Consider the following 19,221-nt stretch of genomic DNA (forward strand, 5'->3'; position numbering starts at 1 on the left):
GGTGAGTCGGCCACCTTGGACCCCCCGAATTCTATTCGGGGGTCAGTGACTTTGAGGAATGCAGTAGCTTATCTCCCGATTAACCTTCTGAACTATCGGGATTTTCATCTGAGGCTACCACAGATAGCCCAGCCGCTGCAACTTTCACTTTGGCGTGCCGCAAGACGCGATCGCCCAGAATGTAGCCGCGTTCTAGTTCTTGGATAATTGTTCCTTCCTCGTGTTCGTCAGTTGGCTCGCTCAGCAGAGCTTCGTGGAGGTTGGGGTCAAACTGTTCGCCTTCGGGGCGCATCGGAGAAACCCCGATTTGCTTGAGGCCGTCTACCATTTGCTTGTAAACGCTTTGGTAGCTTTTGTGAATGTTCATTTCGCCATCGGTTTGCGGCTTGATGTGCGATCGAGCGCGCTCGAAATTGTCAATTACCGGCAACAGGGGTTTGATCGTGAGACACCTTGCCTGTAAATCTAGCTCTTCTTTTTCCTTTTGGGTACGCCTGCGGAAGTTTTCAAAATCTGCTGCTAGGCGGAGATTTTGATTTTTCAGTTCTTCTAGTTGAGCGGATGCGGCTTGCAACTGAGTTTTTAAAGCCTCTTTTTCCTCGTTTGCCTGGGCCAGTTCCTTCTTCCAAGGCTCCGCCGCGTCTGCAGTCGGAATGCTGGTTGAACTGCCGGTGACGGTTGGCCCCGATGCGTTTGCTGGGGTGCGATCGCCCTGAGCACTTTGATAAGCTCGAGCAAGTTCGAGCTCCCAATCCGCCGATTCGTTCGAGTTTCCTGATGCCGCCGGATTTTCGCTTGCCATTGGCGAACCCTCTGGGGTGGTTTCCCCAGTTGAGTTAGGATCTTGATCTTGCTGTTTTTCCTCGTCCATCATAAAAAATATTCGGTAAGTGGGAAACTCAGAGTCTTTAGACCTGAGAGGAAAACGACTCGGCGGTTTCAACCGCCTTGAATCCCCTTTCGGGGTTAGAGGGGTATGGTTGCCCCTCCAATGGAGATACAGTTGTCTCCTTTCTCCCTTGCGGGGTAATGTTCGCCTCGACCTGGTTATAAAGGCTTGTTAGACCTGCAACACTGTTTCAGTGACTTTAAAACTGTTTAATTGCAGATGACAGAGCGGAAAACTGGCGTCGCACTCTCCGGTGTCGTGACCTGAATAACGTCTCCTCCTGAGAGGGGTCTGGTCAGAACAGCTTGTAATTTCTTACAAGCTCAGTGGCTTTAGCCCTGAGTTCCTGACAAAAGCTGCGCGACAGAACCCTATCAATTCTAGCAGATACAGTTAACCCGGTAAATCTAGAGGACTGGAATTTACTATGTATGGCACAATGTGAAAAGAGGAAAACTCGCCAGCTCTGGAGACATTGCTCAAAGCTTTCCATAAAATATTCAAAGACCCGTTTAGATATTTACGTATAATATGGCAGCAATGGAGGCAACCCAACGTTTGTTGGTTCCTCATTTTTCATTAACGCGATCGCCTTTGCCACAATTTTTATAAGTATATTTTGCTGTTAAGTCTACTACAATATTTCCCACCTAGGAGGCTTGATGTTTCAAGGTTTGCTTAAACGATACTGACTTAAATTATCATCGATCAGGCTGTTTTAGTTGCAAGCTGATGCTGGCATTTATTACCATTTGCTGAGTTTTCCAAGTCAGGAGAAAAAGGAATTTGTATTGAGTGAGTAAGTAGTTAACTGTGTGCTTGTGTAACTCAGATACTAGGTTGTTAATCTTGATGCGAATTGGGGCTGTGGTTTTTCTGATTCGATACCGCCGAAGTCGCTTGAAATCTCGAATTTTGGCCAGTCAAATGATAGACATTAGCTGGTGTGGCGGAGGTGCTCATCTTTAAGTACGATTGATATCTAGTTTGCCTCTTCCCAAGATTTTGGAACCGTCAAGCTTACGTCATAAAGGTTCGGACACCAGGGTAGAATCAAAGTAATATTTACTGACCCAAAACTAGAGTAGCTCAAAATTTGCCCTGGGAACTCATGCAGCCGACGATCGGGCAGTGACCGATCGCAGATAATTAATCAAAATATATTTCACAAGGGCGATCGAGGCTTTCGTAAAAGCTATCATCACAGAACATAGCTCATCTTTAATTTAGTACAGCTAACCGCGCCACCACGGACGGTGTAATTTGAGCAAACAATTTGGGAAAATAGAATTAGCCTGGGAAGGGGGCACACCCCGCCCCGCTTTTCTCTCCCGGTACGGGGAATCCCCAAGTGATGTGCCCTGACGCTATAACGAGAGTATCCCGCAAGTTAATCAAATAAGTAAGCAACTTAGCACTCAACGAACAAGATTTGATGGCAAGCATCGGCAAACCCCTCCAATGTCTCGTCAATTTGTGGACGAAGCTTAGAGGTGACTACGAGCTTACACTTGAGAGATAGGGATTGAGCAACAACATGATAGCTGATCCATAAGCAAAGAATACGGGGGTTAAAACCCCGCGTTGGTTTTCCTCTCAGCACTCTTTGTGACTGAGTTTCCCACCTATTGAGTGTTTTTTATGACTAGCACATCCGCGCCTCGATCCACATCGATAGTTGCTCTAAGCGTTTTTACTCCGGCTCTCACCAAGATGATTCAGTCGGGTTACGTCAACGGCGAGCAAGTCAAGCAAGCTCAAATTGAAAGCCAGAAGTCGGGCAAGCGTTTGACGGAGGTATTAGAAGCACTTACCGGGCAGCCGTTACCCCCAGAATTGCTGCGACTTTACAAGAAGCAGCAGATGTTTGAACGGAAGATAGTCTACGGGGTTGAAGCATTTGACCCGGAGATGAGCGAAATGTCTAACGAGCAACTGGGACTTATGCTCGAGACGTTGAAGATTTCGCTCGACATTTGTCACCAAGGTCGGTTTTTACCCGTAGCGAAGACGGAAACTGAGCCGGCGGCGGTTTTAGTGGCAATGGTAGATCCCGACAACCTCAACGCCATAGAAGATTTGCGGCGGATTTTACAGCCTCATGGCTTGGCTTTGCAGCGGCGAGTGATTACGCCGGACGACTACCAGGACATTACTTCTGCTTACCAAGACGAACAAGTTAAGAGGGAAGCTAAAAAAGCTGAAATCGAAAAACAGAGAAAGATGGATTTAGGGGAGGGAGATTTTGGCGAGCTCTCCCTAGAAGAGGAGAGTAGCGACCAAGAAGACCTCGCTAACACATTGGACGATGCTGAGGCGGCTCCCGTAATTAAGGCGGTCAATATCATTTTGGCTAAAGCTTTGTCGGAAAAGGTGTCTGACATCCACGTAGAACCTCAAGAAGAGTTCATGCGGATTCGGATGCGGAAAGACGGGGTGCTGCAAGAGTATTTCCGGTTTCCCAAGCAGGTAGTCGCATCGATTACCGCTCGTTTCAAGATTATTGCCAACCTGGATATTGCCGAACGCCGACAAGCTCAAGACGGCCGCATCCGCCGGGTATTTGAGGGACGCACGGTGGATTTCCGGGTGAATAGCTTGCCTTCCCGGTACGGCGAAAAAATCGTGCTGCGGATTTTGGACAGTTCCAGCACTCAGTTGGGTTTGGGTTTGTTAATCTCCGACGAAGAAACTCTGGCTTTAGTGCGAGAGAGTGCTAGCCGTCCGTTCGGACTGATTTTGGTGACGGGGCCGACGGGTTCGGGCAAGTCAACTACTCTGTACTCGATTCTGGCGGAACGGAACGATCCGGGGGTTAATATCAGTACGGCGGAAGACCCGATCGAATATGCTTTGCCAGGAATTACCCAATGTCAAGTAATTCGGGAAAAAGACTTGACTTTTTCCAACATTCTGCGGGCATTTTTGCGGCAAGACCCTGACGTGATGCTGGTGGGGGAAACGCGGGACAAGGAAACGGCCAAAACTGCTCTGGAAGCTGCTTTGACGGGACACTTGGTGCTGACGACGCTGCACACGAACGACGCGGCGGGGGCAGTGGCGCGTTTGGCAGAAATGGGCGTAGAACCGTTCATGGTTTCGGCCGCTCTGTTGGGCGTGTTGGCTCAGCGTCTGATGCGGCGCGTTTGCGACAAATGCTGCATTCCTTACCAGCCTACTGCCGCAGAACTCGGCAAGTACGGTCTGTCGGCTTCTCAAGAAATTGATCTGACTGTTTACAAAGCCAACGTTGTACCCGTGGAGGAAAGGAAGGAACTCGCAGAACGCGAGCAACTTTGTCGGAAGTGCGCCGGCCTAGGCTACAAAGGACGGGTAGGGGTTTACGAATTCCTGAAAAATACTGAGCGGCTTCAAACTCTGATCACTCAAGGAGCTCCCACAGAGCAAATTAAGGAAGCAGCAGTAGAAGAAGGGATGAAAACGCTGTTGGCTTACAGCTTGCAATTGGTGCGGGAAGGCGCGACTACCTTTGAAGAAGTCGAGCGTGTGACGTTTACTGACTCGGGGCTGGAGGCGGAAATGAAAGCCAAACGCAAGCAGGGACTTACCTGCAAAACTTGTCAGGCGGAATTGAAGCCGGAGATGCTGGATTGTCCGTACTGCTTGACCCCACGCTTTTTGGATTGATTCAGCAGCAGTTAACTGTTGACTATTAACTGTTGACTGTTAACTGAGCTAGATTGGTCAATAACTATCAATTTGATCGAGGAGAGGTATCTATGGGTCTGATGATTGAAGACGTACTGGAGTCCCTGGTAGAGCAAGGGGGTTCGGACATACACATCCAAGCGGGCGCGCCTATATTCTTCCGAGTCAGCGGTAAACTAACTCCTCAGACGCAATACGGCGACATTCTGTCTGCTGAGGAAGTGCAGATCCTGATTTTCCAAATGCTCAACAATATGCAGCGCAAGCAGTTGGAAATGGAGTGGGAACTCGACTGCGCTTACGGCGTTCGGGGATTGGCTCGGTTTCGCGTCAATGTCTACCGGGAGCGGGGTGCTTGGGCTGCTTGTATGCGGGCTCTAGCTTCTAAGATTCCTAACGCAGATGCTTTAGGCGTGCCGCAAATTTTGCGGGATCTGACGGAAAGACCCAGGGGTATGCTGTTGGTGACGGGACAAACGGGTTCCGGGAAAACTACTACGATGGCGGCGTTGTTGGATCTGGTCAACCGGACGCGGGCGGAACATATTCTAACAGTTGAAGACCCGATCGAATATGTGTTTCCTAATATCAAGAGTTTGTTTCACCAGCGCCAAAAGGGCGAAGATACTAAGAGCTTTGCTAATGCGCTGAAAGCTGCTTTGCGCGAAGATCCTGATGTAATTCTCGTGGGAGAAATGCGGGACTTGGAAACGATCGGTCTGGCAATTTCGGCGGCAGAAACGGGTCACATGGTGATGGGAACGTTGCACACTAATTCGGCGGCTGCAACGATCGATCGGATTTTGGACGTGTTCCCGCCCATTCAACAACCTCAAGTTCGCGCCCAGGTGTCTAACTCTTTGGTGGGAATTTGCAGCCAAAATTTGGTAATAAAAGTTGGGGGCGGCCGCTGCTGCGCTATGGAAATCATGGTAAATACTCCAGCTATGGCTAACTTGATCCGGGAGGGCAAAACTCCCATGATTTACTCTCAAATCCAAATGGGGGCAAAATTGGGTATGAGGACGATGGAAATGGCCCTCGCTGAACTTTACAAGAGCGGTAAAGTCACTTGGGAATCGGCAATGGCCAAGGCTTCTAAGGCTGACGAACTCGAACGCTTGATCGGCCCGGCACCTGTTGGTAGCGCCCCGGTAAAAGCTCATTAGTTCCGTCAGCAGTCATTAGTCAGGAGTTCGCAGGCTGAATTAATGACTGATGAGTCATAACTTTTAATAAATTTTCAGAGGTGAGCTGTGGCTACCAACGTTATCCGCCAAAAACCGAAAGGTGGCTTTGATTTCAGTAAGATTCAGGAGCAAATTGAATATAACCTTACCAGTCTTACTGTTAAGGATATGGCTATTTTTGCTCGTCAGTTTGCGGCTATGTTTAATGCAGGGGTGGCGATCGTTAGATGCCTTTCCGTGCTGCACGAGCAGTGTTCTAATGCTAAACTGAAGCGAGCGCTCAGGAGCATGAATGCTGACGTGCAGGAGGGGATAAACTTGGCAGAGGCGATGGCTAAGTTTCCTGATGTTTTTGACCAACTGTTTATCAGTATGGTGGCGGCGGGAGAAGTCGGGGGGGTGCTAGATGAAACCCTAGACCGTCTGGCGGTGATGATGGAAAAAAATCACAAGACGGAGGCTGAAATTAATTCGGCTATGTCTTATCCGAAGACTGTGTTTGGCATCGCGATCGTGATTTTTTTCGCAATGACCATATTCTTGCTACCAACTTTCGCTAAAATCTTTAAGGATATTGGTGCAGATTTGCCGGCTTTTACAGTGTTTATGTTGGGAATTAGTGCATTTTGTACGGCTTGGCCTCCCATCCAACAGATAACAGTTATTGGGGTAATTATAGCCCTAAAAATTGCCTTCGATATGTACTACAAAACTCCCATAGGTCGTCTACAAATTGATAGAATTGCGATGAAGTTGCCGATTTTTGGCGATTTGATCGAAAAATCTGCTGTGGCTCGGTTTTGCGTGATATTTGGGTCGCTGACGCGATCGGGCGTGCCGATTCTCAATTCTTTGGAAATTGTGCGAGATGTGGCGGGGAATCAGGCGATATCTAATGCGATCGAATATGCGAGACAGGAAATTCAAAGCGGCGGCATGATCAGTATTGCTTTGCAAGAACAAGCTGTTTTTCCGTCTTTGGCCATCCAAATGATGGCAATTGGCGAGGAGACAGGGGAACTTGACAAGATGCTGATGAAAGTTGGCGCTTTCTATGAAACGGAAGTTGAAGAAGCAGTAAAAGGACTTACGAGTATGCTAGAACCTCTGATGATTGTGGTCGTCGGTGGTATCGTAGGTTCGATTTTGCTCTCGATGTATCTGCCGATGTTCGCAGTGTTCCAGAAGCTGTAAAAAAGGGCTAATGAGTTATTAGTTATTAGTTAGTAGCAATTAACGCCTGACCAATGACTATTTCAAGTGTCCCCAGGCTCTGCCTGGCCAGACTTTTGGAGGAGGCACATCCTCGATTAAAAGGAGAAAACTATTTGGAGGCTCTGCCTCCAAATCTTCCTTACCAGGGTCTTTCCATTGGTGACAAGTTACGAAAATGTCACAAAAGTCAAGTAGGATAAGCAGACAGATTTAACTGCTGCCTAATCCTGGCTTTACGCTTCAGGGTAAACGCATCTTAATTTGAACCCAAAATATGCTACAGTTAAATCCGAATAAATTTCAATGTAGTTATTGTAGTTTATGGGTGCTATCAATGGAAAAAGGTTTGACTCAAATTTTAAATCACCAACAAAACAAACAGATTCATTGCCTTGGGTGAATATATTAAATGCCAGTTTTTTAGAAGAAAATGTTGCCAATTTGAACGATCCCAGAATAGAAAAAACAAAAAAAATACTCATAGATATTACAGGGTAATCGCATCTTAATTAACGTATAATGGCAAGGGAAATTTTTCAAATATTTGACAGCATCATTCAAGCGCAGCTCGTAAACTAAGGAATGAAAATTGAGTGTGATGCTGATAGCCAGCTAAGCACGCTAGCTGGGGTTCCACCTCGTTGATTTATCTCCATCACGTGCTTTTGCCTAGGGCGTGTTTTCAAACTATAACCACAACACAATGCAGGCGATCGTAATCATGGCTGTATAATTGGCAGTCAGCTTCTTATATCGAATAGCGATCCGACTCCATTACTTGAGTCGCTTGATAGCACGTTCCAGAATGTTCCGTTGGCGCTAGATTTGACGGCAGCCTTTTTCCATCTGCCTGAGTGAGGGATACCTGCCGGGAGTCCATTCCCAGTTTAACTGCTTGTTGGTCGCCGATCGCGTCTCCGCCGCAGCCCTACCTCTGGCGGGTGCATTTTCTGTCATTTGTCAAGTACAATTTATACCAAATCAGATGCGATTACCCTGCACTAATAACCAATAAATATGGTTCACTTTAACGTTGGTTTTCAACACTTTAATTCCTTCACCGACATTACCCTATCCCTGGCGAAAAGTTTACACCAAATGGGAATTCCTATTTCGGTCCCACCTTCAACAATAGCCTCTCATCTTAGCCGCAATTCCACCGCAGAAGAAAACGACCTGCTAGCGAAGTGGATGAGCACCACACCCTCAGATTTATTTCAGATCAAATGGTCTCATTATTGGAAACCTTATTTTTTAAAAGAACTCAACGGACATCTCAACTTAGAACTTTTTGCTATCAATTACGAATTCGCCCAAAACCATGATGATTATGATTACTGGATTTACGATGCTGTTAACACTTCATCCCACAAACTAGCCGTCAGCCAATACTCTAAAAACGTTTTAATAAAAGCTGGCTGTCCGCCAGCAAACGTATCCGTCATGCCTCTAGGTTTCAATCCTTTAATCTCGCACCTCTATTTGCCCAGACCGCAAAAAAACAAAAAAGATGTAAAGTATATTCTGCACATGACCAATTCTTTTGATTTCTATAGATTTGGCACGGATCTGGCTATTCAAGCTTTTTGTGAAGAGTTTAAAGATGATTCTAAGGTAGAGTTAATAATCAAAGATGGAGGGAAAAATCCCGATGTTATAGTGGAACATCTCGCCAATATCGAAAAGCAGCTCGGCAAGTTAAAGGCAAAAATTCTGATCATCCCTAAATTTTATAATAAAGCAGAACTAGCTAATTTATACTTGTCAGCCGATGCTTTTTTAGCTCCGTTTCGCGGGGAGGGTTTTGCAATTAAAATTTTAGATGCCTTTGCAGCAGGTTTGCCCGTTGCTATGACTATGTACGGCGGCCCGACTGAGTACGCCAATGCTGAAAACTGCTATCCCATTGCTTACGATCTAACTCCCGTAGGAAACTGTTACGATACTCAGTATCTACAAATCAGAAATGCTCCTCATTGGGCAGAACCAAATGTTCAGTCTGTTCGCGAACAGTTGCGAAAAATTGTTGAAGACCCCATGCGTTTTCAGGTAGCTGAAAAAGCTAAAGAGACGGCGGATTTATTTAATTGGGAAGCTGCCGCTCAAAAATTGCTAAGATTAATGCGAAAGTTGTTTTAGGATCAGAAATTATGGGACTCGAACGCAAAATGTTTAGGGGAATGTTTTCACCGGGGGAGGTGGTACGATTGAAACAGCCTTGTTTTACTCCCGGGCGATTGTTTGAGCCAGGAAAATATAACGCTGATGAGTTGCCGGATATTGCTTTTGATATGGGTTTGGTAGACCATTTGCCACGAGTAAAAGGCAACAGTTCCGAAAATCTCAATGCCCAGAACCAGCCAGATCAAAACCTTGAGGACTAAACTCCCGTTTGCAGTAAGGACTTCAGTCCTAAAAATCCCTGTTTGTAGTAAGGACTTTAGTGCTGAAAATTAAAATAAATAATCAAAGACTCAAGTCCTGACTGCAAAAAAGATAAAGCCAATTTAACCATTTTGCTCTATCTGGGCAATTAACTCTTTCAAAACTTGACTAGCTTGATCGTTCTCAATCTGACAAGTTCCGGCATTCTGGTGTCCACCGCCGCCATACCTTAACATTAACTCCCCAATATTAGTTTTAGAAGTTTTGTTAAAGATTGACTTGCCAACTGCGAAAACAGTATTTTGTTGTTTCAGTCCCCAAAGTACGTGAATCGATATATTGCACTGAGGGAACAAAGCATAAATTACAAAACGATTCCCCGCGTAAATCACCTCTTCGTTACGCAAATCTAAAACAACTAAATTATTATAAACTTTGGCGCATCGCTGTATTTGCTCTTTAAATTTTTCTTCTTGCTCGAAGTAGAGGTCTACTCTTTCTTTTACATCAGGAAGCTGCAAAATCTCATCGATGGTATGATTTTTGCAGTAATCGATTAACTGCATCATTAACTGATAATTGGAAACCGTAAATTCTTTAAACCTTCCCAAGCCAGTTCGGGCGTCCATGATGAAGTTTAACAACACCCATTCTTGTGGATGCAGAACCTCTTCTTGGGCAAATTGAGCGGAATCTGATTTGTCAACGGCTGCCATCATCGCCTCAGAAATATCAGGAAACTTTGCTTGGCCTCCATAATATTTGTACAGTACCCTAGCTGCTGAAGCTGCATAGGGATCGATGATGTGGTTAATTTTGATTTTCTCGTGTCTAAGAGTTTCGCTGAAATGGTGATCGAAAGCTAGATGAACTCCATCAACATAGGGTAAATTGGTGCTAATATCGTTATTTGTTATTTCGATTTTCCCATCCTGCATATCTTTAGGATGCACGAATTTAATCTCGTCGATCATATCGAGTTCTTTGAGCAAAACGGCACAGACAAGACCGTCAAAATCGCTGCGGGTGACTAATCTGTATTTTTTAGTGAGTGGCATATGCTTCTGTGATAGGGAGGAACTGATCACCAGCTAATATAACGTATTACCCGATCGCTTTCCAATATGAACACAGACCCTTACGCTTGGATAGAGAAGGCCCTGGACACAGTTCGCCGTGCCGATTGGTATCGATCGCCACAATCGATCGAAAGTTCCCCTGGGCCTGTGGTAAAGTTATCAGGCCACAGCCTGATTAACTTTGCCAGCAACGATTATCTCGGACTTGCCGGCGATGACAGGTTAATTCAAGCTGCTATGGCTGCAACTAAGGAATTTGGTACGGGTGCGACGGGTTCGAGGTTGGTCAGCGGACACCGCGATTTGCACCGACAGCTAGAACAAGCTATTGCTAATTTAAAACGAACTGAAGATGCTTTAGTATTCAGTTCGGGATATTTGGCGAATCTAGGGGCGATCGCATCCGTTGTCGGCAAGCGCGATTTGATATTATCTGACAAGTACAACCATTCGAGCCTGAAAAACGGAGCCGCACTCAGCGGTGCAACTGCCATAGAGTACAGTCACTGCAATCTTGAGGATTTAAAGACAAAGCTAGAGCAAAATCGCGCCCGATACCGCAAGTGTTTAATTATTACCGATAGCGTTTTTAGCATGGATGGGGACTTGTGTCCGCTACCGCAGTTGTTGGCTGTGGCCGAAACCTTTAACTGCATGGTATTAGTAGATGAAGCTCACGCTACAGGAGTTTTCGGTGCTAGCGGTGCCGGTTGTGCAGAACATTTCGGGTGTACGGGAACACCACTGATTCAAGTGGGGACACTCAGCAAAGCTTTGGGAAGTTTAGGTGGTTACGTTGCGGGCTCTGCTGCTTTAATTGATTTTCTGCGTAATCGAGCTCCGAGTTGGATTTATACTACAGCATTGACGCCTGCTGATGCGGCGGCTGCTTTGGAAGCTGTGAGAATTGTACAGCAAGAACCAGAACGCCGAGTTCGGTTGCGACAAAATATCGAAACTTTCAAATATTGCGCGATTACCAATCACCAATTACCAATTAGCCATTCCCTCTCCCCAATTTTCAGTCTTCCGTTAAAAGATGCAGCCTCCGCTTTAACAGTCGGCAGCAAACTCAAGGAGATGGGTATTTTTGCTCCGGCGATTCGGCCTCCGACTGTAAGCGTGAGTCGAATTCGGATTTCGCTGATGGCAACTCACGAGCTCGCACACCTTCAGCAGTTGGTAGAGGCGCTGAAGCAAGTTTTGAGTTTTGAGTAAATGTTGGGTACGTACCGCGCACCGCTTGACTAAATGTAAATGTTGGGCATCGGGCATCGGGCATCGGGCATCGGGCATCGGCCTAATGACTACTGACTAATGACTAATGACTTCTGATTGTCAAGATATCGCTATTGACTTATGACCAATCTTATACAGGAGTTTGGTCGATCGGTCAATAACTGTAAATTTTTTGTAAATTTAGATACTTTTTGGAATTTAGCGCTATATTAGAGAAGTAGCAGGTACACCAAATTTAATATAAGGAACGTCCACCATGAACACAAATCGTCAAAACGTAAAAAAAGTAGCAGAAACCCACCGCGCTAACATTCACAAGCAACTGATGCACCGCATAGAAGTAGCGAGATCCAGTGGCAATCAAGATTTGGTTCGGGTGCTTGAAGAGGAAATGAGACAGCTTTAAAGAAGCTGCAACTAGAATTTGCCCGTAGTTTGGTTTAGAGGGTTGTGCGAGAAATGCAGAATTCCGGCAACCGCTACCTGTGAAGTTTTGACTCCTCTCTGAGTTGGTAGGAAAAATCCCGGTTTCTTGAAGAAACCGGGATTTTTTATTGAGAAGGAAGAAGAAAGAGGGAACACTCCTGCACGCACAAACTCTATCTGTAGAGTGCGCCTCGTCCCAAAAAGATTTGCCAAAAATAGAATGTTATGTCGGTAAGTTGAATCAGATATTTATGAATTTGCTGAGCAATGCGATTCATGCCTTGAATTGCTATGACCAAAAACGCACCTCGGAGCAAATTAAAAATGACCATAGTACGATTACGATTTGTACTTCTATGCTGAATTACGATAGGGTAAGAATCGGTGTGAAAGACAATGGGCTGGGAATAACAAGCGAGGTAAGAACCGATCTATTTAGTCCTTTCTTTACAACTGAACCTGCGGGTCAAGACACTGGTTTGGGATGATCTGATTACCTATCAGATTGTGGTGGAGAAGCGTGGCGGAGATTTGAAGTGTTTATCACAGCCAAGAGAACCGGGTACATAATTTGTGATTGAGATTCCCATTAGGCAGAATAATCGGGTAGAGATGAAAGAAACTTAAGGGGAATTAAACAAAAAATTAGGGGAAAGCCTGGTAAAGTCTATAATTGCGATCGCACTTCCCCAATTTCTCTGTAATTTCTGAAGTCTCCCAAACACCGAACGACCTCGCTGAAGCCCTCAATAGTAGATTTTCAGTGGTTTGTCAACTTGTCAGTGTCCCGCACTGGCACATGGTGAAGGCGTGAGGGCGCGATCGTGCCTTCACCATGTGCCAATTGCGTAAGTTTTGAACTAATAATTAATGACTAATGACTAATGATTACCTTCCTCCGACGACGACATTTTTAATCCGCAAATGGGGACCGCCGACGCTTACTGGCAAACCGCTTTGACCGCCTTTACCGCAACCGCCGTAAGCATAAACCGAGTCGTTTCCTATAGACTCAATATCCTTTAAAGTCTGAAATACATTGCCGCTTAAAGTGACATCGCTCACCGGTTCGGCTAATTTGCCGTCGCGAATCATGAATCCTTGAGCCGCCGCAAAGGTAAACATTTCGCCGTTGGTTTGTCCTCCCAACATCCGCACTGCATAAACTCCTTCGTCAATGTCCGCAACCATTTCGTCAAAAGAATGTTCGCCAGACTCGATCGCAGTATTAGTCATCCGCACCAAAGGCATAAAAGTAGCACTCAGAGCTCGGGCATTTCCCGTCGGACTTTCGCCCATTTTGCCCGCAGTCTCGCGATTGTGCATTCGAGCCGCTAAAACTCCATTTTTAATTAAATGCTTGCACTGAGCCGGCACGCCTTCGTCGTCATATTTTAAAGTTCCCGGTAATCCCGGCACAGTTGCGTCGTCAATTACATTTAATTGTTCGATCGCCACAGGCTTGCCCAAAGTCAACAATTCCTGCATTTTTGGGTTTTCGTAAATGCCGTCTGCTTCCGACAAATGCCCGAAAGCTTCGTGAATAAAAACCCCCGACAAATAAGGGTCTAAAATCACCGGATACTGACCGCCTTTCACCGATTTTGCCTCTAGTTGGCCTACAGCTCGAACGGCAGCACTCTTAACACGATCTTCAATATTTGTCAAGACATCGTAATCCGATCGCGAGTGAATCGACTCGAACCCTTGGCGGACGACACCACCCTCCCCACGGGCGATCGCCCCGAAACGCCCCGTCACGTCCAAGCGCTCTTGAGCGATGCAAGTACCTTGAGAATTCACAAAATAAGTAATCCCAAATCTGTCGCTGTAACCTGCCATTGTCGTCTGAATTCGCGGGTCATAATCTAACAGCAACTGGTTGTAAGATTCGAGCAATTTCCGCTTTTCGGCTAGAGTAATAGAGCGCGGGTCGCGTCCCAATTCCACCGCTACATAATCTTGAATCGGGGTGACATCTGCTAGTAAAGTTTTTTCGCTGCCAACCAAACGAGACTGCACTACAGCTTCTTCAATGCGGTCTTTTAACTCATCTAAACCGTTAAAAGTTACAAAACTCCAGCCACCTTTGTGACAGGCGCGGATGCCGCCGGCGAGACTAAAACTGCGGTTGACAGCATCTAACTGAGGGCCGCGAAAACTAATCGCAGTTGACTCGCTTTGTTCGAGGCGAACTTCTAGATAATCTACGCGATCGCGGTAAGGTGCGATCGCTTCCATCAACTGTTCTTGCATCAAATTGCCCCTATGAATGATTAGCCGTAGCGCTGAAAAAAATTATTGCTAACCCTATTTTAGCTAATAACTCCCCTCTTTCGGGTGCGCGTTCCCCCACCGCTGTGGTGCGGGAGCATGGCGCGCCCTACCCGATCGAGGGCGAGTCAACCAATTTTAGATTTTAGATTTTAGATTTTAGATTGATCCCGTCCTCAGCCTGGGAAGGAATGAATCCGCGGGCTTTTTAGGAAAGATGCAAAGCTTTTTAAAGTCTCCGTCCTGAGTCTGCGAAAGAATTAATCCGGGGGCTTATGACCACATTACTTTCGGTCAGTCGATTGTAGATTTAAAACTTTTTCCATAGAATTAATGATGAGAGGCTTGGCGATCGCCCGCGTTCGACGGGTGTCCTCGAACACCACAAACTCGCGCCCGCTTGCGAAAAGCCCGGTATGCCGAAAATTTTGGATTGGCCTAGAGAAATCAAACTAAACTAAATCTATCTAAAGACGTAAAAAAATACCTTAACCCCCGGCAGATGGAATACTTTAAGGTTAAAAAATTCCAAATTTCACCGTATTTAGCAGCTATTTCGGCATCAATAGCAATTTTGGTCGGAGTTGGCATTTTAGATCGATCGGAACAGCGGCGGTTTTTTCACTACAACCGCGCTACCACGCTCGATCGCCTCAGCACAGTGCGTTCTAAGCTGGAAGGATCTTTGAATTCTCGCCTGTTTTTGATGCGGGGTTTGGGGGCTTACCTTTCCAATAACCCAAACATCACCGAAGCCGAGTTTACAGCGACGGCGAGAATTCTGGTGGGACAGCAACCGGGCATTCGCGCCATCACTTTAGTTAAAGGCACGACGGTCGCTTACATTTACCCGCGGGAGGGAAATGAAACGGTGATCGGGGTTGACTTGACGGCGCTACCCGAACAGCGGCAAATGGTCCAAGAGGTTATCCGAACCAGAAAAACTTTGCTTGCCGGGCCCGTGAAATTATTGGAGGGGGACGAGACTTTCATCAGCCGATCGCCGATTTTTCTCACACCCTCCGGCGCCGAGCCTGAAACAGGAGTTTACTGGGGCTTGACAGGTTTGATCATCGACAAAAATTCCCTGATTGAGGAAGCAGGACTGAACGACTCCTCAGCGAAGCTGCAATACGCTCTGCGGGGCAAAGACGGGAAGGGAGCATCCGGCCCTGTGTTTTTCGGTGACGGGTCAATTTTTCAGCACAATCCCGTGCTGCTGGAAGTGACTTTGCCCAACGGTTCCTGGCAGTTGGCAGCAATTCCGGCGGGAGGATGGCCTGCGAATTCGCCGTTTCGGGGCTGGCTGCTTTTTGGAGGTGGCTTACTGGCACTTTTGAGCGGGGCGGCGGTTTTTAACTGGGTGTACGGCCGTGCGAAACTGCGATCGAGCGAAGTTAAGTATCGGCAATTAGTTGAGAATGCTAACAGCATGATTGTCCAGTTAGACAGTGAAGGCAAGATTACTTTTTTTAACGAGTTTGCTGAAACTTTTTTCGGGTATTCAGAAGCAGAAATCATCGGCAAAAGTGCGATCGGCACAATTATACCGAAAACAGAGTTATTTGAAAGTGACCTCGCGACAAAGATTCGAGACTGTTTGGCACACCCGCAAAAATACTTCCAAAACGAAAATAAAAACATCCGCAGCAATGGAGAAAGGGTGTGGATAGCGTGGACAAATAAACCTTTACTAGATGCGAAGGGAAATGTGGCAGGACTGCTTTGTATCGGGACGGATATTAGCGATCGCAAACAAGCTGAAATCGCTCTACAAGCTTCTGAATCGGAACTTCGAGCTTTGTTCGCTGCCATGAACGATGTAATTTTTGAGCTCGATATTGAGGGACGGTTCCTGAAAGTTGCCCCGACCAATCCCCAATTATTGTACAAGCCGACGGCGGAATTTGCCGGTAAAAAAATTAACGATTTATTCGCTCCAGAAAAGGGAGAATTTTTTCTGGAGCAAATTCGCACCGCCATCGCTACAAATCAAACCTGTACTTTTGAGTATCACCTGGAAATTGCCAGCGTACAAAAGTGGTTTGCCGGTACCATTTCGCCAATGAAAAAAAACACGGTTCTGTGGGTTGCCCGCGACATTACGGAGCGCAAGCAAGCTGAAAATTGGTTAACCGGTCAAAAACAAATTTTAGAAATGATTGCTAAGGGCGCTCCTCTTGGCGATACTTTAAATACCTTAGTTGAAATTATGGAGCTGCAATCTAGAGATGTCATCGGTTCGATATTGCTTCTAGCTCCAGACGGCAAACATTTACTCCACGGAGCCGCGCCTAGTTTACCCGACAGTTACAATGCTGCTATTCATGGCAGACCCATCGGCCCGGAGGTAGGCTCCTGCGGCACTGCTGCGTTTACCCGCCAACAGGTGATCGTTACAGATATTGCCAGCGACCCTTTGTGGGAAAATTATCGAGATTTAGCCTTGAGTTTTGGACTGAGAGCTTGCTTGTCTACTCCTATTTTCTCATCTCAGGGTCAAGTTTTGGGAACTTTTGGAATGTATTATTCCCAACCGTGCCACCCCCCAATTGTTGATCTGCAATTGATAGAAGCGGCGATGAATTTAGCAGGAATTGCGATCGAACGCAACCAGGCAGAAGAAAGTCTCAAACAGCTCAATCAAGAACTAGAAAATAGAGTCAAAGATAGAACTGCTCAATTGATGCAAACTGAAGAACGCTGGCAGTTAGCACTCAAAGGCAACAATGACGGCATTTGGGACTGGAACTTGCAAACAGGGGAACTATTCCTGTCCGATAGATTTAAACAAATAACTGGATACGAACACAGCGAAACTCTCGATTACTTTGACGAATTGAACAGGGGTACGCATCCCGACGATTTAGCCTTAGTAATGCAAGCTCTCCAAGACCATTTAAACAAGAAAACGCCGCATTACATCATCGAATACCGCTGCTGGTGCTACAACAGCGCCTACAAATGGATATTGAGTCGGGGACAAGCTTTGTGGGACGCATCTGGAAAAGCAGTCCGCATGGTTGGTTCAATTACTGACATTACGGAGCGCAAACAAGCAGAGGAAGCACTACGGGAAAGCGAGGCAAGATTCCAAAAGCTGTCGGGTAATGTGCCGGGAGTAATTTATCAATTTGTATTGCGTACAGATAGCTCTTTCAGTTTCCCTTACATTAGTCCGGCTTGCCGAGAAATGTTTGAGCGAGAAGCCGAAGCTGTTATGCAAAATGCGGCTTTGATTACAGATTTAATTCATTCCGATGACCGCCAAAATCATGACGAATCTGTTGCTATTTCAGCCCAAACTTTGCAACCTTGGCACTGGGAAGGACGGTTCGTACTACCTTCCGGCAAAATTCGATGGTTTCAGATAATTTCGCGTCCTGAAGCTAAAGAAAACGGTGATATTATTTGGGACGCCATCGCCGTTGATGTTACGGATCGCAAACAAGCTGAGTTAGCTTTGCAAGAAAGTCAGCAGTTCATTCAAAAAGTAGCATCGGCTACTCCCGGTATTTTGTATCTCTACGACTTGGAAGAACAGCGAAATATCTACACTAATACTTCAATGATCCAGCTTTTGGGCTATACCAGCGACGACATTACAGCGATGGATTCGTCACTGATGCCTCAGTTAATACACCCGGAAGATTTGCCTAAAATTGTGAAACATCACGCCAGCTTTGCAGGAATTGAAGATGGCGAAACTAGGGAAATTGAGTACCGGGTGCGGGCAGTAGACGGTCAATTGTTGTGGCTGCAAAGTCGCGATACTATTTTTAGTAGGAATGGGGAGGGTCAGGCTAAGGTAATAATTGGAGTTTCCCAGGATATTACGACTCGCAAGGAAGCAGAGGAAGCACTGCGACAAAGCGAAGCGCGAGAAAGAGAAAAAGCTCGAGATTTAGAGTCGGCGCTCCTGGAATTGCGCTCTACTCAAACTCAGCTCATTCAAACTGAAAAAATGTCTTCTTTGGGGCAATTAGTTGCCGGGATTGCTCACGAAATTAATAATCCAGTTAACTTCATTTACGCTAATATTGATTATCTCAACCAGTATACAAAACAGTTGCTCGATCTGGTGAGTCTTTACGAACAGGAGTATTCCGAACCTAATTCACAAATTGTCGATCGCATTCAAGAGATTGATTTGGACTTCATGGCTGAGGATTTAAGAAAACTTGTGGGCTCGATGCAGGTAGGAACCGAGCGCATCCGGCAAATTGTGTTGTCCCTCCGAAATTTCTCGCGGCTGGACGAATCGGCAATGAAGCCGGTCGATATTCACGCGGGAATTGAAAGCACTTTGTTAATTTTGCAGCACCGCTTGAAGAGTCGGGAGAGTCGCCCGGAAATTGAAGTAGTTAAGGAGTTTGGAAAACTGCCACTGGTGGAGTGCTATGCGAGCCAACTGAATCAGGTTTTTATGAATATTATTGCTAATGGAATTGATGCTATTGAAGAACGATATCACCAGTTATCGGTTCCACAATCAGAGACAAAGAGTGGACGGATTGCTATTTCCACAGGTGTAACTCCCCAGAACACTGTTAGGGTAGAAATTTCGGACAACGGTACGGGAATTCCCGAGGGGATAGTCGATCGCATTTTTAACCCGTTTTTTACTACAAAAGCTGTGGGGAAAGGTACGGGTTTGGGAATGTCTATCGCACACTCGATTGTGGTGGAAAAGCACCAGGGCAAGATTGACTGTATTTCGTCCATAGGATGCGGAACAACTTTTAAGATTGAGATTCCGATCGACAAAGTTGATAAATAGTAGGGTGCGCCAGTCGATTTGAGATTTGAGATTTGAGATTTGAGATTTTAGAATTAACTCCACAGTGGTAGGGTT

At 46.1% G+C, this 19,221-nt stretch carries 14 protein-coding genes; 10 read left to right on the forward strand and 4 right to left on the reverse strand.

Annotated features, from left to right (window positions below; genetic code table 11):
- Positions 1 to 79: 79 nt before the first annotated feature.
- Positions 80 to 874, reverse strand: a complete 795-nt coding sequence (gene grpE, locus QUA34_RS11920; RefSeq protein ID WP_333326097.1) for a nucleotide exchange factor GrpE — start codon at positions 872 to 874, stop codon at positions 80 to 82.
- A gap of 1,656 nt (positions 875 to 2,530) precedes the next feature.
- Between grpE and QUA34_RS11925 the strand changes: the two genes are divergently transcribed.
- The 4 genes from QUA34_RS11925 to QUA34_RS11940 all read left to right on the forward strand — a co-directional run bounded on the left by QUA34_RS11925 (position 2,531) and on the right by QUA34_RS11940 (position 7,461).
- On the forward strand, positions 2,531 to 4,537 hold the full coding sequence (locus QUA34_RS11925; protein ID WP_333326099.1) for a GspE/PulE family protein: 2,007 nt from the start codon (positions 2,531 to 2,533) through the stop codon (positions 4,535 to 4,537).
- A gap of 92 nt (positions 4,538 to 4,629) precedes the next feature.
- Entirely contained in the window at positions 4,630 to 5,727 is a 1,098-nt protein-coding gene (locus QUA34_RS11930) for a type IV pilus twitching motility protein PilT (protein ID WP_333085111.1), read from the forward strand.
- Between the two features lie 87 nt (positions 5,728 to 5,814).
- Positions 5,815 to 6,942, forward strand: coding sequence for a type II secretion system F family protein (locus QUA34_RS11935; RefSeq protein WP_333386802.1), 1,128 nt, complete (start codon positions 5,815 to 5,817; stop codon positions 6,940 to 6,942).
- A gap of 342 nt (positions 6,943 to 7,284) precedes the next feature.
- Positions 7,285 to 7,461, forward strand: a complete 177-nt coding sequence (locus QUA34_RS11940; protein ID WP_333386805.1) for a hypothetical protein — start codon at positions 7,285 to 7,287, stop codon at positions 7,459 to 7,461.
- 321 nt (positions 7,462 to 7,782) lie between these two features.
- Here the strand turns inward: QUA34_RS11940 and QUA34_RS11945 are convergent, their stop codons facing one another.
- On the reverse strand, positions 7,783 to 7,920 hold the full coding sequence (locus QUA34_RS11945) for a hypothetical protein (protein WP_333386808.1): 138 nt from the start codon (positions 7,918 to 7,920) through the stop codon (positions 7,783 to 7,785).
- Between the two features lie 60 nt (positions 7,921 to 7,980).
- On the opposite strand from QUA34_RS11945, the gene QUA34_RS11950 reads away from it, so the two are divergent.
- Complete coding sequence (locus QUA34_RS11950; protein WP_333386811.1) at positions 7,981 to 9,102, forward strand: glycosyltransferase family 4 protein; 1,122 nt, start codon at positions 7,981 to 7,983, stop codon at positions 9,100 to 9,102.
- An 11-nt stretch (positions 9,103 to 9,113) separates the two neighbouring features.
- Complete coding sequence (locus QUA34_RS11955) at positions 9,114 to 9,347, forward strand: hypothetical protein (RefSeq protein WP_333326105.1); 234 nt, start codon at positions 9,114 to 9,116, stop codon at positions 9,345 to 9,347.
- Positions 9,348 to 9,470: 123 nt separating this feature from the next.
- On the opposite strand, the gene QUA34_RS11960 is transcribed toward QUA34_RS11955, so the two are convergent.
- The gene (locus QUA34_RS11960; RefSeq protein WP_333085106.1) at positions 9,471 to 10,406 is read right to left on the reverse strand and encodes an exopolyphosphatase; all 936 of its coding nucleotides are present in this window, start codon (positions 10,404 to 10,406) and stop codon (positions 9,471 to 9,473) included.
- Between the two features lie 66 nt (positions 10,407 to 10,472).
- Here QUA34_RS11960 and bioF point away from each other — a divergent pair, with 66 nt between their 5' ends.
- The 3 genes from bioF (at position 10,473) to QUA34_RS11975 (ending at position 12,580) form a co-directional block, all read left to right on the forward strand.
- Positions 10,473 to 11,645: an 8-amino-7-oxononanoate synthase gene (gene bioF / locus QUA34_RS11965; protein ID WP_333326107.1), complete on the forward strand. Its 1,173-nt coding sequence runs from the start codon at positions 10,473 to 10,475 to the stop codon at positions 11,643 to 11,645.
- A gap of 277 nt (positions 11,646 to 11,922) precedes the next feature.
- The gene (gene pirA / locus QUA34_RS11970) at positions 11,923 to 12,072 is read left to right on the forward strand and encodes an arginine synthesis PII-interacting regulator PirA (RefSeq protein WP_172185012.1); all 150 of its coding nucleotides are present in this window, start codon (positions 11,923 to 11,925) and stop codon (positions 12,070 to 12,072) included.
- Between the two features lie 148 nt (positions 12,073 to 12,220).
- Positions 12,221 to 12,580: an ATP-binding protein gene (locus QUA34_RS11975; RefSeq protein ID WP_333386815.1), complete on the forward strand. Its 360-nt coding sequence runs from the start codon at positions 12,221 to 12,223 to the stop codon at positions 12,578 to 12,580.
- 400 nt (positions 12,581 to 12,980) lie between these two features.
- Here the strand turns inward: QUA34_RS11975 and QUA34_RS11980 are convergent, their stop codons facing one another.
- Entirely contained in the window at positions 12,981 to 14,348 is a 1,368-nt protein-coding gene (locus tag QUA34_RS11980) for a TldD/PmbA family protein (RefSeq protein WP_333106075.1), read from the reverse strand.
- A 520-nt stretch (positions 14,349 to 14,868) separates the two neighbouring features.
- Between QUA34_RS11980 and QUA34_RS11985 the strand changes: the two genes are divergently transcribed.
- Positions 14,869 to 19,146: a PAS domain S-box protein gene (locus tag QUA34_RS11985; protein ID WP_333326109.1), complete on the forward strand. Its 4,278-nt coding sequence runs from the start codon at positions 14,869 to 14,871 to the stop codon at positions 19,144 to 19,146.
- Positions 19,147 to 19,221: the final 75 nt, after the last annotated feature.

This window comes from Microcoleus sp. POL10_C6, assembly GCF_036701585.1.
Lineage (GTDB): Bacteria > Cyanobacteriota > Cyanobacteriia > Cyanobacteriales > Microcoleaceae > Microcoleus.

What these genes read in the sequence shown, in the direction of transcription:
- grpE (WP_333326097.1), bottom strand. Translation starts at nt 874, where the DNA reads ATGATGGACGAGGAAAAACAGCAAGATCAAGATCCTAACTCAACTGGG.
- QUA34_RS11925 (WP_333326099.1), top strand. Translation starts at nt 2,531, where the DNA reads ATGACTAGCACATCCGCGCCTCGATCCACATCGATAGTTGCTCTAAGC.
- QUA34_RS11930 (WP_333085111.1), top strand. Translation starts at nt 4,630, where the DNA reads ATGGGTCTGATGATTGAAGACGTACTGGAGTCCCTGGTAGAGCAAGGG.
- QUA34_RS11940 (WP_333386805.1), top strand. Translation starts at nt 7,285, where the DNA reads ATGGGTGCTATCAATGGAAAAAGGTTTGACTCAAATTTTAAATCACCA.
- QUA34_RS11945 (WP_333386808.1), bottom strand. Translation starts at nt 7,920, where the DNA reads ATGACAGAAAATGCACCCGCCAGAGGTAGGGCTGCGGCGGAGACGCGA.
- QUA34_RS11950 (WP_333386811.1), top strand. Translation starts at nt 7,981, where the DNA reads ATGGTTCACTTTAACGTTGGTTTTCAACACTTTAATTCCTTCACCGAC.
- QUA34_RS11955 (WP_333326105.1), top strand. Translation starts at nt 9,114, where the DNA reads ATGGGACTCGAACGCAAAATGTTTAGGGGAATGTTTTCACCGGGGGAG.
- QUA34_RS11960 (WP_333085106.1), bottom strand. Translation starts at nt 10,406, where the DNA reads ATGCCACTCACTAAAAAATACAGATTAGTCACCCGCAGCGATTTTGAC.
- bioF (WP_333326107.1), top strand. Translation starts at nt 10,473, where the DNA reads ATGAACACAGACCCTTACGCTTGGATAGAGAAGGCCCTGGACACAGTT.
- pirA (WP_172185012.1), top strand. Translation starts at nt 11,923, where the DNA reads ATGAACACAAATCGTCAAAACGTAAAAAAAGTAGCAGAAACCCACCGC.
- QUA34_RS11980 (WP_333106075.1), bottom strand. Translation starts at nt 14,348, where the DNA reads ATGCAAGAACAGTTGATGGAAGCGATCGCACCTTACCGCGATCGCGTA.
- QUA34_RS11985 (WP_333326109.1), top strand. Translation starts at nt 14,869, where the DNA reads ATGGAATACTTTAAGGTTAAAAAATTCCAAATTTCACCGTATTTAGCA.